A 13,131-nucleotide genomic window follows, 5' to 3' on the forward strand; every position below is an offset into this window, starting at 1 on the left:
CAAGTAAAAGACAGGAGGACAGTGGGGAGCCGAACTGAACCGATATAGGCGGGGCTCCCTCTGCGCCAACTGTAAATGAAAGAAAGAAGGGGCGAACAACATTGAGCACAAACATTTATTTTCGCAGGTATTGGCAGCTTTACGCGCTGATTTCACTTCCGCTCCTTTATTTTCTAGTGTTCAAATATGGACCGATGTGGGGCGTGCAAATCGCATTCAAGGATTTCAACCTGTTTCAAGGCATTTCGGGCAGTGAATGGATTGGATTTGATGCTTTTGTAGAAGTTTTCAAAATGAAGGATTTTTATTTGACGCTTCGCAATACGTTAATGCTGAATATTTTGGATTTAATCGTCTCCTTCCCGGCTCCATTAATTTTAGCAATCATGCTATATGAAGCAAAATGGGTTTGGTTCAAAAAAATATCGCAAACGATTTTGTATATTCCCCATTTCATCTCATGGGTCATTATAGGCGGCATTGTTTATCAAGTATTTGGCACGCAATCCGGCATGATTAACAATTTATTAAGCTCGCTTGGCTTTGATGCGATTCCGTTTCTGACGGATAAAAAGGATTGGCTTGTGACGTATTTGGCAACTGGCGTGTGGCAAAGCGCAGGCTGGGGCACGATTTTATATTTAGCCGCTTTGACGGGCATTAACCGCGAGCTGTTTGAGGCGGCGGAGGTTGATGGAGCAGGGCGCTTCAAACGGATTTGGCATATTACCCTTCCGGGCCTCAAAACGACAATCGTCACGCTGCTCATTATCAATCTAGGCAATATGATTACGATAGGCTTTGAACGGCCGTATATTATAGGCAATTTGGCCGTTCGCGAATATTCGGATGTGCTCAGCACCTTCGTTTACCGCGTCGGTATCCAGTCTGGCGAATATACGCTGGCGACCGTCGTCGGTTTATTCCAGGCGGTAGTGGGACTCATCTTCGTCCTTGGCGCCAATTATGCATCTAAAAAACTAACAGATGAGAGCATATTATAGCTCTTGCAGAAAGGTGCGGAGGCTCCATGAATGAACGTACGGCAAACCGCGTATTCGATACGGTAAATATTGTTTTGCTTGCCTTAGCAGTTGTAGTTTGTATATTGCCGTTTCTGCATATTATTGCGGTATCTCTCAGCTCCAACTTAGCGATTACGTCGGGCAAGGTAACCCTTTTCCCCGTCGGGTTCAACTGGGATGCGTATGGCAAGGTTTTTTCGGATATGACGATGATTCGGTCGTTAGGGTTTACTGTATTTCTTACGGCGCTGTGCGCTGCGCTATGTATGGCAATGACGATTGTTGCCGCCTATCCGTTAACGAAATCGCAGCTTAAAGGACGCAAGCTGTTCATGATTTTAATCGTCATCACGATGTTTTTCACAGGCGGCATCATTCCGGAATATATCCTCGTGCGTGACCTGAATTTGCTCAATACGGTATGGGCGCTCGTGCTGCCGGGTCTGATTAGCCCATTTTATCTGATTATTCTGATTTCTTTCTTTAATGGCATTCCGCAAAGCTTGGAGGAAGCGGCTGAAATCGACGGCAGCTCGCATTTTGGAACGCTGATGCGCATCATATTGCCGCTTTCCCTGCCCGTTATGGCGACGCTGTGCCTCTTTTACGCCGTTGGGCGCTGGAATGGCTTTCAGGATACGCTCATGTACATTTCCAAGCCGGAGCTGTATCCGATTCAGCTCAAGCTGTATCAAATGATTCAGAACAATATGGTGTCCGAGCTGTCCAGCCTTGAAGGCAACAGCGGCGGGCCGAAGATTACGCCGGAAAGCTTGAAATCAGCGAGTGTTATTTTTGCTACTGTTCCGATTTTGCTCGTATACCCATGGCTTCAGCGTTATTTTGTCAGTGGCGTAATGCTTGGAGCAGTGAAAGGATAATCAACCTCATCATGAATGACGCGAAAAAAATGCTGCTAAAGCTGCGAGCCTTGTACTTGTTTACAGGGCTTGCTGGCGGTTTGTTCAACCCTTATTTAACGACGCTGCTCGTTCATCAAGGCATGTCGGCGGGTCAGGTAGGCATGATGATGTCGCTGGGCACGCTGCTGTCTATCATCGTTCAACCATTCTGGGGCTACATGGTGGACCGTTACCGCCAGACGAAGCTAGTGCTTGTATGCAGCATCGGCATGCCTGCGGTGCTTGCTTACTTTTACAATGTCCACATATTCGCGCTGCTTGTCATCGTGTACACAACGTCGATTATTTTCAGCGTGACGCAAAGCCCAATCGCCGATTCCTATGCCGTTACCGCTGCCCGCGAAGGGCGCACCTCCTATGGGACGATTCGCAGCCTGGGGAGTTTAGGCACGGCGCTTGGCGGTTATGCCGGCGGCTTGTACTTATCTTATTTTCACATTACCCAGCTGTGGCTGCCGTTTTTTATATTCAGTGCGGCTGGAGTGGCAATGGTGCTGACGCTGTCGAATAAGTCGGATAGCTACCGAACGACGGTGAGCTTAACCGAAGGGTTCAAAAAAATGCTCGGCAACCGCAATTTTCTATGGTTTCTTGTAGCCTGCTTTTTTGTCAATCAGACGCTGACCGCCTACAATTCCTTTTTTGTGCTGTCCTTTCAGGAGGCAGGGGGAAGCTTCTCCATGGTCGGCTTTGCGCTGCTGCTCGCTTCGATGACTAATGTGCCCTCCATGCTGCTGGCCGCTAAAATTATTGCCAAGCTTGGCAGGGAACGGACGCTCGTCATTGCCGCTTTCGCCTATGCGCTGCGCTGGGCTGTGCAATGGCTGTTTCCGTACCCGCCTGTCATGATAGGTATCCAAGCGCTGCATGGCTTGTCGTTCGGACTCTTTTATGTCGCAGCGGTCGAGTATGTAGCAAACGTATCGGGCAAGGACATGCAGGCGACCGGGCAAAGTGTATTTAATATGGTTTTTGTTGGGCTGGGCGGCATTATTGGCAACCTGCTTAATGGATTTTTGTACAATGCGGGTGGCGCACAATTGATGTATCTGGCATGCACGGTCAGTGCTATAATGGGCTTGTTGCTGTTACATGGCGTTAATAAAAGAAGCCGTTCTTTGCAAGGGCATTAATTTAGGGATGAAAACCGGGCGGATAATGGCGGAACTTCTAGGGGGAGAAAGGGCATGGCATGGAAAGAATGGAGCCAGTTGTCGGAGGAGCGCCGTTATTTAGTCGATCAAGCGCTGGCTTATATGGATGCAAAGTATGATGAGAAGGCGAAGCTGATTGGCGACAGCGAGGAGCATGGCAAGCACGGCACGAGGGGCAGTGGACATTACGCACTCGGACTGCTGCTGCGCAGCGAGCCGGGCGACATAGAGCGGGCTTGCGAGGTGCTCCATAAAATTATTGATTTGCAATTCGATGCGCCAGATGAGATTTACCATGGCACCTTTAAGAGCGCACTTGAGTCAGTCGACCCGCCAGCGGGCAACTACCCTTGGAAAAGCTTAGGGCATGGCCATGCTTATTTTCTAGCGCAAACCGTTGAAAAAATAACCGAGCGTTTGGTCAGCGGAATAGAAGGCGAGCAAGCGAAAAAGGAATGGGCTGACCGGCTTGTGACGGCGGTAGATGAAGTGCTGCCTCCAGTTTGGAAAAGCTACGATCCGAATTGGCGCGAGTTCATTAGCTGCATTTTTGCTGTCATTTTGGAGCATTTTGCAGGCAAGCTGCCGCAGCAGCTGCTCGGACGTATGGAGCAATCGATGATCAAGGCGGTTACCGGCTCCATAGAACGCCGCTTGTCGGATGTCGTTCCGATGAATTCCAATATTGAGCTGATGCATACGTTTATTGTCCATTATTATGGCACACGTCTGCAGCGCAGCGATTGGCTGGAGCATGCCGACCGCGAGGCGGAGAAGCTTCACGCCCGTTATGCGGAGTTTGGCTCCTTATCCGAATTTAATACGACAACCTATTATGGTGTCGATTTGACGGTGCTTGGTTTATGGCGGCAATACGGAAAGACGGCTGCCTTTAAGCAGCTTGGGCATGCGATGGAGAAGGGGCTTTGGGCCAACATCGCCGATTTTTATAATCCGTATATCGAAAATCTTTCCGGGCCGTTTGCCCGTGCCTATGAAATGGAAATGACCGCCCACAGCTCGCTGGGTGTCATGCTGTATTTGGCGCTCGGCAATGGCTATGAGCATTTTACCGCAATAAACTGTGAGACGGAGCATGATATTATGATCGCGCTTGTCGGTGTAGATGTACCGGAGGAGTTGCTTCCGCAGCTTGCCGAGCATCAGGGCGACCGGCTTGTGGAGCAGCCTTTCCGGGAGCTGTGTGAGCGGGACCAGCCGGATGCAAATACAAATTTATGTACAGCGCGGGCTTGGATCGAGAAAGAGCTGATGATGGGTGCCATGTCAGGCAGCAAAAACACGAACGGCCAGCTTCACCCCGCCACGATTCATTGGAAAACGGCGGATGGACATAAATACGATCTCCGTCTCATTCGGCGCGAAGTCGGCAAGCATTGGAACACCCATCTGCGAGGTGTCTATTATGAAGCGGCAGTGAATGAACGCGAGCTTGAGGTAGAGGTTCAGTGCGGTGCCGCCGTTGATATTGAATTTTATTTTGAAATTACGGGGCAAGGGGTGGACGCGCGCGGCATTGCGGCCAATCGCTGGACGCTGCCAGGGCTGACGCTTGAAGTTGAGGCGGAGGCTCCAGCTCCTGTTGTGCAAGCTTTTGACAATCGTCTGGAAATCATCTATTTGGTACAAGCGAAAAAATCATTAGAGACACCTGCCGCCCCCAATACAATGAAATTTTTGCTCAGCAGAGTGCAGGGGAAGGTTTAGCACAGTGCCCCCGTTTCCGTTAGAAATGGGGGCACTGCTTCGTTCAAGCGGCGGCATGTTTTACTACAACTCGTTCACGATCAGCAGCCGATCATCCGTCTCTGCCGGGTTTCCTCTGCCATCGGTGTTATTAGTGATGACATATACACGGCCATCCTTTATTTTCACATCGCGCAGCCGCCCTTCTCCATCAAACACGACCGACATTTCCTTTGTTGCAGGGTCATAGCGATACAAGGCACTGCCCACTAGCGTAGCGATCAGCATCCGGTTCTGATCGTCAATGGCTGCACCGGAAGGCGCGATAGCCGGCTCGCCAGTATGATAGACGGGCGAGTTCATCCCACTGCCAGTTTGATCGCCATATACGGTGGGCCAGCCATAGTTGCCGCCAGGCTCGATAACGTTAATCTCATCATGACCGCCAGGCGAGCCCGATGGACCATGCTCCGTCACAAGCATGACACCTGTATCTGTCCAGGCCAGTCCCTGTGGATTGCGGTGCCCATAGGAATAAACGTACGAATCCGGGAATGGATTGTCTGCTGGTACCTCGCCATCGAGCGTCATGCGCAATATTTTGCCTGCCAGACTGTCTTTATCCTGTGATAGCTCAGGCTGCTGGGCATCTCCTGTTGTCATATACAGCAGCTTGTCCGGTCCATAGGCCATTCTGCCGCCATCATGATTATAAGCACCGGGTATTCCCTCCAGCATAACACGTATCTCATCCCAGCTCTCGCCGGTATACTTCAGCTGCACGACGCGGTTGAGCATTTCGCCATTTTCCTCATACGTGTGGTAAGCATACGCCTGCTGCGACTGTTCAAAATCCGGCGCCAGCAAAAAGCCCAGAAATCCGCCCTCGCCGCCGCCATGAACCGATTTAGACAGGTTAACGTTTTGCCTCGTCGATTGATCGCCCTCGATTCGGACAATATGGCCTTCCCGCTCACTAACGTATATAATGTCACCGGCAAACGCAATGACCCAAGGAGCTCGCAGTTTTTCTGCGACAACCTCATAGGGTTCAGTCGATTCGGTCGATGGTTCCGTTGCATCGGATGCAACTGGCACAGCTGTATCCGATGTTGATGCTGGCGATGCCTCAGCGGAGCGCTTAGCTGCCGCCGGATCTTCATTTTGTCCACAAGCGGCCAAAACCCCTAACCATAGGCTCAATATAAGTACAGCTGATACTCGTGTCCATTTCAAGATTCATCCTCTCCTTCTTGTTCTTCTATCACCTATTATTACGCTTCGGGCGCTTCGCCGAAACAGAAAAATGAATAGGGAAAGCTTCAGCCAAGCGATACGTCGAAAGCAAGCCAAAACAGGCGCTGGCTCCAGCACCCGTTTCTTTGGCAGAAGGAATAACATGCCCGTCAGGATACAGACATGATGAAACGCTCCAATATGCAATTAAACGACTCCGGCGCGTCGAGCTGGGCGCAGTGGCCGGCACCGGGCAGCAGCACAAGCTGCGACAGCGTTTCTGCCTTGTGCCAGCTGTGCGCGTGATCCACAAGCACCTTCAAATCTTGATCTCCGTATACGAGCAGCATTTGGTAGGGGACGGGCGTATCTTTTTTTGTGAAAAAATCGCCAAGCCCCGACATGGCTGCAAAAGAGCGCCGATTAAACAGCTTCGCGCCTCGGGCAAATACATCCCGGCCATAGCTGCTGGCGCAGGAAATGGTAGTCACATAACGGCGAAACCGCCCCATGGAAAATAAAAAATAAAACAGCCACCGCAGTCCCTCGCGCTTCTGTTCCTTCCAAATTTCCGCATTTTCGCGATGAATGGAATAACCTCCGACAATCGTAACGGATAGCACCCGCTCGTTAAAACGTTCAGCGAAAGCTTGAGCTGCGAGCGAGCCAAGGGAAACGCCGACCACATGGCAGGCGGCAATGTTGTGCTTATCTAAAACCGCGGCCACAATGTGCGGCATATCTTTTAACGTCACTTTGGTGCCTTGAACTTGGCTGCGGCCATGCCCTGGCATATCAAGGGCTATCACCTGATAGCCGCTCTTGAAATAGCTCGTCTGCTTGCGAAATACCCGATGATCTGCGAACGCCGGGTGGAGAAACAATAGCGTTTGTTTTCCGGGGTTAGGCATGAATTGATAAGCTATGCTGCTATTGCGATACGACAGGTGCTGAGCAGTTGCTAGAAGCTCGTTCATAGGAATAGGCCTCCACATTAGGATGCTTATCATTATATTCGAGCTGGCGGGCCGTCATGCCATAAGCATGGATGATGAATAGGGGATAGACTTGCTCGGCGACTGTCTATGCTTCTACTAATTGTAATTGGTAAAAAAAGAACGCCGAAAGGGGATAGTCTCCTTTGACGTTCCTTTTATGCTTTTGCTGCTTTGCTTTACGCGCAGCCCAGCTTATTTTTCGCTAAACTTCCAGGCTCCAATGCTAGCTGGATGCTTTAACCTTCCACTCCAAAATGCCAGTGGATGCCGGGTTTTTCGACACCATTTCGATTCTCAGCGATGTCGTTGCGACAGGATTGAATGTTGTTGTGTTGTATTGGTTAATGCTCGTTCCGAGACCGACGGCGTTTTGGACATCTACCCAAGCGCTGCCGTTCCAATATTTGATTTTATACGAGCTCGGCACATCGATACCGCCATTGTCCTTGAACCAGTACACTTCCGTTTGTGTAACGGTGTAGCTCTTATCAAACGTATATTGAACCCATTGCGTACCGGTTTCCGGCCAGTTTCCATAAACCGCATGATTGCGGTCGTTGGAATGAATCGGATCAAAGCCGTCATTGAGTGCGCTAATGCTTTCCCAAGGGGATACATAAGAGGACGTAACGGAAGCGTTAAGCGCAATGTTGCTCAAATTCGTATTCCCATTATCAGTTATGCCCGGGAATCGAGTAGCATCCTTCTTCACTTGGCTCCATGTATAACGCAGCATCCAGATGTCCCAGTTCGTAATCGTTGGGGAATTTCCTGCCCACATAATGGTAGGCACTGGGAAGCCGCCCGGAGGACGCTCGTTCGCCTCATAAAAGTCTGGCAAACCAAAGCCATGGCCAATTTCATGCTCTGTAATTTGAATTTCATTGGAATTGACGGTGCTCAAAATGTAATCGTCGGACATGCGCTGGCCCCAATCGCCGCCTGCTCCGCCGCCAAAGCCTGATGTTGCCCACAAATACATGTCAAAGCGCTTGTCGAGTCCGCCCGGATAAACATAGTTGGGGTTCGTAAAATGGTCAAAGCGCGACAAAGCGCTCGGCGCTACAGGCAGCTTCGATGGGATAGCGGGATTAGAGGTGCTCAGTTGGTCAGTTATATAGTCTGTATAGATGATTTCATCTGCTTGCTTGTCTAAAATTTGCGCGGAGTTGGCTACGGCCCAGCCCACGATTTTCACTTGAATGTCTCCGTAAGGCCAGCCGTCATAATCTTTCAAATGCTTCGTCCAGTTATTCATTTGGCGCTGCAGCATGGCGGCAAGATCCTTGCGCTGCTGGAGCGTCAAGTTTTTGCCCGATTGCCAGCGCACGACGTAATTTAAAGTGCCTTTTCCAGCAACGATTTGATCAAAAATCAAATTTTTGCGAACCGTCGAGCCTTCCGTTACCATGCGATTAGTCCATACCCACTCAATGGAGTTTTTCAGGTTCGCAGGCATGTCTGCAAGCGTAATGCTGCTGACCGCGGCGGCTGAAGCCTGATAAGCGACTGCTGGCGTAATCGTTGGCACCGCCGGAGCTGCCGACGCAACGGTAAGGCTGCTTGCAAGCAGGGAGCCCGAGAGCAAGAATGAAGTCAAGGTGAGGCTGGTTTTCTTTAACATTTGTGTTCCTCCATTTTCTGAGATTGGATTTTTTTAAAACGGCTAGCTGACCCTCATCCCCACATGTACTTTGATTTTGAATTTTTGGATACATCTAGCAAACTATCAATTCGTCTATCATTTTACAATAGATGAAAAAAATAGGAAAGTATTATTTTGTAAATTGTTGCTGAAATTTGTGGATAACTGTCGAATCATGCAGCCGCCGAGCGAAAAATAACGTTGTGGAGAGGGAAACGCGGCGCTGGCCGATTGGACTAAAAATAAATAGAAAGGCAAAAAAAAGACGTTCCCCATTCAGCTTTCATGAATTGGAGGGAACGTCTTTTTTTTATCTACTGAGGGTGTAGGCCGTTTAAGCTTCTCTAATGCCAAGTGCCTTGCGAATAAAATAAATCAAATCAGTCAAATAGTTGGCTGCATCCCCTTGAATCTTAGTCCACAATCGTCTTAGTGAAAAATCATGAAATTAAGGGACGCAGACACTCGAGTCCACAAATCTAAGATCAAGCCCAAAATTTACCCAACCAATTCCTGGCCCGACCCAGCGCCAACCAGCTATTGAATTTGGGCCAACAAAAGTAATAAACATCCAGTAGGAAGCGCCGTTACTTTGCCATATATAGGTAAATTTATTTCGACAACTTACGATTGCACCTGGATCAATTAAAGCTGACACTCCTTGTGGCAATTGTGGTGGTCTGGGTGGAATGGTAGAAGGAGGAGCGAAAGCAGGAGGGCCTCCTTGAGTAGGTGTTTGAACGGGAGGCTGCGTGCTTGGGAATGGCTGCATCCCAGGTTGAGGGAAAAAAGGGGGAGCAATTGGTGGTGGCATTGAAGGGCCTGGAATTCCAAACGGTCCAAATGCGCGATAATAACAATCAGGAGAATAAGACCACATGATGAATAACTCCTTTTACGTTTCTTTGTTCAAAACATTTTGAAAACTTATATGGCAATGTATGATACACATTAGCCTAATGATACTGGGTCATGTGCCCAATTGTTGAAATCGTACTTTAATACATATTGAGCAAACATCGGCAGTCTAGGACCGGCTGCTTAAACAGCCGAAGCCATCAAGCGAGGCCTGTGGGTAGGCTGATGCTTGATGGCAAAGCAAGTTTTATAGAAGCAAATCTCCTTTTCGTTCCCGATGCCACCTGTATGCAAGCAAACTAGCGACGATCGCGATAAACAACCCGTATGCGAGAGGCTGTGCGTACTTCGGTTTGTACAACATAATGAGTTCCTCAATCAGCACACGGGAAAGCGGCTGTGTAATGAGATAAATATAAGGAATTTGCAGCGCAACGAGCGCCATATAATTCGCAGAGATGCTGGAGAAGAAAGCTGCCGCCAGAGCGGTAATCAAGCCAAGCACATAAAGGACGGCAACCGTCAGCATGATAAACTGGGCAAACGTAAGATCATACCAGAAGTAGGGAAAATTAAAGGCAGAGTTGATGGGTGCTTCGTAAAATAATTCAATGCCCGGCTGCTGACTGTACAATAGAAAGATGCAGCCGAGCTGTATAGAAATAATGAGTACAGCAGACAGCAGTGCAGCAATCAGCTTGCTGCGGAACAGGCTGCGCCCGATTCGCGAGGCATGCTGGAGATGAACGACCCGGCTGCGCCTGTCGCGCAAAAAAATCGGCGATACGATTAGCAAAATGCTGATTATGCTTATGGCATACACATAAAACATCACATTTTTAAAATTATCATAAATCATCGATGGAAAAATCGTATTCAGCGTGCCAGACGCCACCATTTCATCCATTCGCTGCAGGGCCGCCGCATCCTCATTTGAAAGATTTGCATAAGGCCGCTCCAGCCTGCGTTCATATTGCTCGATTAAATACTCTCTGCCTTGCAGCTCCCAGAACAAATCAATGCCGGGGTTGAATATCGCGTAGCGGTCTAATTCATTCCATTCCTTATTGTCGCTGAACACATCCATTGCACGAAAAGCCTCATAAGTAGAAATGCCGGCCTTCTTAAACTGCGGGTCATCATGCATAAGCTGCTCAGCTTCCTGAACCCTTTCGTGATAGCTCAGCTTGAACTGTTCGAATTCCGCTTCATCAAGCTCCAGCCCATATTGCTGCTGCATCTCGATGACAACCTTATACGCATCTTTATCGGGCCTGCCATTCGGAAAATATTCAAAATAAAACTGGATGAACATCAAATAAAAAAGGACGTTCAGTACAGCGACTAAAACGATCATTTTCAGGCTAAAAAGCTTTTTCATTTCGTGAAGGACGATCCCCACAGCTGCACCTCCGATTAATGAATATTTTGGCGTTTAAATTGCTTTAGACACACGTAACAGAGAGCAGCCAGCACAATGGCCCAGCCGCCTGCGGTTATCCATTCCCAATCCCGGATCATATTGAACGCCCCGCCTGCAGTGAACCATATATGCGGATTAAGTATGAGTTGAAAGGGAGTAAAACCGGAATAAAATAGCAGCTCCGAGCTCAACGGTATGACTCTTCCTAGCAGCAGCAGGCTGCCAAACAGCACGGCAAAACTGCCATATACAAGGTAGCTGCTGCGGATAAAAAAGCCGAGTACAAAGGCCAAGGCAGCGAAAATCAGCTGAAGCCCGTACATAAGTACTACAGCACAGCCCAAATACTTGCCGAACGATAGAACGTGCCAAGTGAGGAATGGAAAGGCCATGCCTGGCTCCCAGGTGAAAAAGCTGCTGATCGGCACCTGCCACAGTCCCTTGTAGCTAAATGTGAGAAAGTAGGCGGAAAGGGTAATGCCAGCCAGTATAGTTGTCAGTGCAGCGGTAGCAGCAAGCGCGGCAAGCAGCTTGTCCGTTTGCAGCTTTCGCCCATGCTTGGCTGAATAAAACAATAAATGCGTATGCTGTTCAAATTCATTTTTGCTTAAAAAGACAGAAAGGAGCACAACTAAAATCATTAGCTCGAACAGCAGCATCCTGAGCAGGCTTTTAAACAGCATCGAGTGCGTTCCATACAGCTTGCCATCGAAAAATAAATGCTTATATTCTCCGCTTGCCTCAAGCTGCTGAAGCCGTGTGTCCAGCCCGGCATAACGCTCTTTCAAGGCCGTTGCAGCTTGCCCGCTAAGGCCGTACAATTGGATTTGTCCTTCAGCCATTTGGCTCGTATCCAGCTTGGCATAGACTTCATCGATACTCTGCATTCTCGCAGCATAATGCTGCAAAATGCTCAGCCGATGAAAGCTGGCGATTTCAGATTCCAGAAATAGGCCCGGTTGCTGATAAACAACTTCACCCAAATTATCATAAGTGAAAAAATCATCCGCCTGCGCATATACTTTCCCTGCACGTTCTTTCGTCAGCGCGTTCATTTCCGCCAACTGCTGCTGATTATATTGCTCAATCTCAGCCAGCATCTGATCGTTAATTCGCAGACCGAATTGTCCAGCCATTGTGTTCAGTACCGCCATATCCTGGCGCTTATACGACTGCTGCATAATGTACAGCAGATTGAACGCGAGGAAGAGGGCGAGCAGTGCTAAAATAACCGGAGACAGCAGCGCTTTTCTCAGCTCATAGCGCCAGATAATCCCCCTCATGGCGTTTCATCCGCCTGCGCCTCATCCTGGTAAATATAAATGAACACATCCTCCAAATTAGGAATAGCTATCGTCCAATCCGGCTGCGGCTCGCCGCTGCCAATAAAACGGAATTTTAGCCTTCCTTGCTCCTGCCGCTCCGAGATAGACAAATGCTTGCCCCGAAAGTGATCAGCTTCCTCATAATCGACGGTCGTTTCGTATACCATTCCCTCAAGCAGGCGGCAAATGTCCACGATGGGGCGTTTGTGCAGCACCCGCTTGTCCTTGATCATAATAATTTCATCGGCAATCGATTCCACATCAGAGACGATATGGGTTGATAAAATGACGATGCGATTGCGGGCAAGCTGCGCCAGCATATTGCGAAAGCGAACGCGTTCCTTCGGATCAAGCCCTGCGGTTGGCTCGTCAAGGATGAGAATGCGCGGATCATTCAGCATCGCCTGCGCAATGCCGACGCGCTGGATCATGCCGCCGGAAAACTTGCGCATCTTTTTATCCATGACATCCTCCAGCGCAACGAGCTTCAGCAGCTCGGCAATTCGCGGCTTGGCTTCCGCTGTGCGCATGCCTTTCAAGGCGGAGATGTAAAGTAAATATTTGCGCGGGCTGTAATGCTTATAATAACCAAATTGCTGCGGAAGATAGCCGAGCTGCTCGCGATAGCGCTCATCTGCTTTTATAATATTTTCACCGTTGTATAAAATTTCGCCTTCGCTTGGAAACAGCAGCGTGACGAGCATTTTAATAAGCGTTGTTTTGCCAGCGCCATTTGGGGCAAGCAGCCCATATACGCCATTTGTAAATTCAAGATTAATGTCCTCCAGCGCGCTAAAGCTGCCGAAGCGTTTGGAAACCTGCTGTACAGTCAGCATC

At 49.1% G+C, this 13,131-nt stretch carries 10 protein-coding genes; 4 read left to right on the top strand and 6 right to left on the bottom strand.

Annotation, left to right across the window (positions count from 1 at the left end; all coding sequences use genetic code 11):
* Positions 1–101 precede the first annotated feature (101 nt).
* Genes AC50Y5_RS01960 through AC50Y5_RS01975 form a run of 4 tightly spaced genes read left to right on the top strand, consistent with a single transcriptional unit; the run spans position 102 to position 4,830 of the window.
* On the top strand, positions 102–1,004 hold the full coding sequence (locus tag AC50Y5_RS01960; protein WP_056029930.1) for an ABC transporter permease: 903 nt from the start codon (positions 102–104) through the stop codon (positions 1,002–1,004).
* Positions 1,005–1,030: 26 nt separating this feature from the next.
* Complete coding sequence (locus AC50Y5_RS01965; protein ID WP_056029927.1) at positions 1,031–1,906, top strand: carbohydrate ABC transporter permease; 876 nt, start codon at positions 1,031–1,033, stop codon at positions 1,904–1,906.
* 11 nt (positions 1,907–1,917) lie between these two features.
* Positions 1,918–3,081, top strand: coding sequence for an MFS transporter (locus tag AC50Y5_RS01970; RefSeq protein WP_056029924.1), 1,164 nt, complete (start codon positions 1,918–1,920; stop codon positions 3,079–3,081).
* A gap of 54 nt (positions 3,082–3,135) precedes the next feature.
* Positions 3,136–4,830, top strand: coding sequence for a DUF8769 domain-containing protein (locus AC50Y5_RS01975; protein ID WP_494858096.1), 1,695 nt, complete (start codon positions 3,136–3,138; stop codon positions 4,828–4,830).
* Between the two features lie 63 nt (positions 4,831–4,893).
* Here AC50Y5_RS01975 and AC50Y5_RS01980 read toward each other — a convergent pair whose 3' ends face one another.
* From AC50Y5_RS01980 to AC50Y5_RS02005, 6 genes are all read right to left on the bottom strand, one after another.
* The gene (locus AC50Y5_RS01980) at positions 4,894–6,045 is read right to left on the bottom strand and encodes a PQQ-dependent sugar dehydrogenase (RefSeq protein WP_494858098.1); all 1,152 of its coding nucleotides are present in this window, start codon (positions 6,043–6,045) and stop codon (positions 4,894–4,896) included.
* A gap of 170 nt (positions 6,046–6,215) precedes the next feature.
* Positions 6,216–7,022 (bottom strand): alpha/beta fold hydrolase, encoded by an 807-nt coding sequence (locus AC50Y5_RS01985; RefSeq protein ID WP_056029915.1) that lies wholly within the window; start codon positions 7,020–7,022, stop codon positions 6,216–6,218.
* Between the two features lie 244 nt (positions 7,023–7,266).
* Entirely contained in the window at positions 7,267–8,667 is a 1,401-nt protein-coding gene (locus tag AC50Y5_RS01990) for a discoidin domain-containing protein (protein ID WP_494858101.1), read from the bottom strand.
* Positions 8,668–9,793: 1,126 nt separating this feature from the next.
* On the bottom strand, positions 9,794–10,927 hold the full coding sequence (locus AC50Y5_RS01995; protein ID WP_494858103.1) for a hypothetical protein: 1,134 nt from the start codon (positions 10,925–10,927) through the stop codon (positions 9,794–9,796).
* 35 nt (positions 10,928–10,962) lie between these two features.
* Positions 10,963–12,252 carry a hypothetical protein gene (locus AC50Y5_RS02000; RefSeq protein ID WP_494858105.1) on the bottom strand — a complete coding sequence of 430 codons (1,290 nt, stop codon included), beginning with the start codon at positions 12,250–12,252 and terminating at the stop codon, positions 10,963–10,965.
* Positions 12,249–13,130, bottom strand: coding sequence for an ABC transporter ATP-binding protein (locus AC50Y5_RS02005; protein WP_494858107.1), 882 nt, complete (start codon positions 13,128–13,130; stop codon positions 12,249–12,251). The genes AC50Y5_RS02000 and AC50Y5_RS02005 overlap by 4 nt, the downstream gene beginning before the upstream one ends.
* Position 13,131 lies beyond the last annotated feature (1 nt).

Source organism: Paenibacillus sp. JT22N7 (genome assembly GCF_059383875.1).

Bases quoted from the DNA above. Each gene is read 5' to 3' on its own strand.
- AC50Y5_RS01965 (WP_056029927.1), top strand. From the start codon at position 1,031: ATGAATGAACGTACGGCAAACCGCGTATTCGATACGGTAAATATTGTT.
- AC50Y5_RS01970 (WP_056029924.1), top strand. From the start codon at position 1,918: ATGAATGACGCGAAAAAAATGCTGCTAAAGCTGCGAGCCTTGTACTTG.
- AC50Y5_RS01975 (WP_494858096.1), top strand. From the start codon at position 3,136: ATGGCATGGAAAGAATGGAGCCAGTTGTCGGAGGAGCGCCGTTATTTA.
- AC50Y5_RS01985 (WP_056029915.1), bottom strand. From the start codon at position 7,022: ATGAACGAGCTTCTAGCAACTGCTCAGCACCTGTCGTATCGCAATAGC.
- AC50Y5_RS01990 (WP_494858101.1), bottom strand. From the start codon at position 8,667: ATGTTAAAGAAAACCAGCCTCACCTTGACTTCATTCTTGCTCTCGGGC.
- AC50Y5_RS01995 (WP_494858103.1), bottom strand. From the start codon at position 10,927: ATGAAAAAGCTTTTTAGCCTGAAAATGATCGTTTTAGTCGCTGTACTG.
- AC50Y5_RS02000 (WP_494858105.1), bottom strand. From the start codon at position 12,252: ATGAGGGGGATTATCTGGCGCTATGAGCTGAGAAAAGCGCTGCTGTCT.
- AC50Y5_RS02005 (WP_494858107.1), bottom strand. From the start codon at position 13,130: ATGCTGACTGTACAGCAGGTTTCCAAACGCTTCGGCAGCTTTAGCGCG.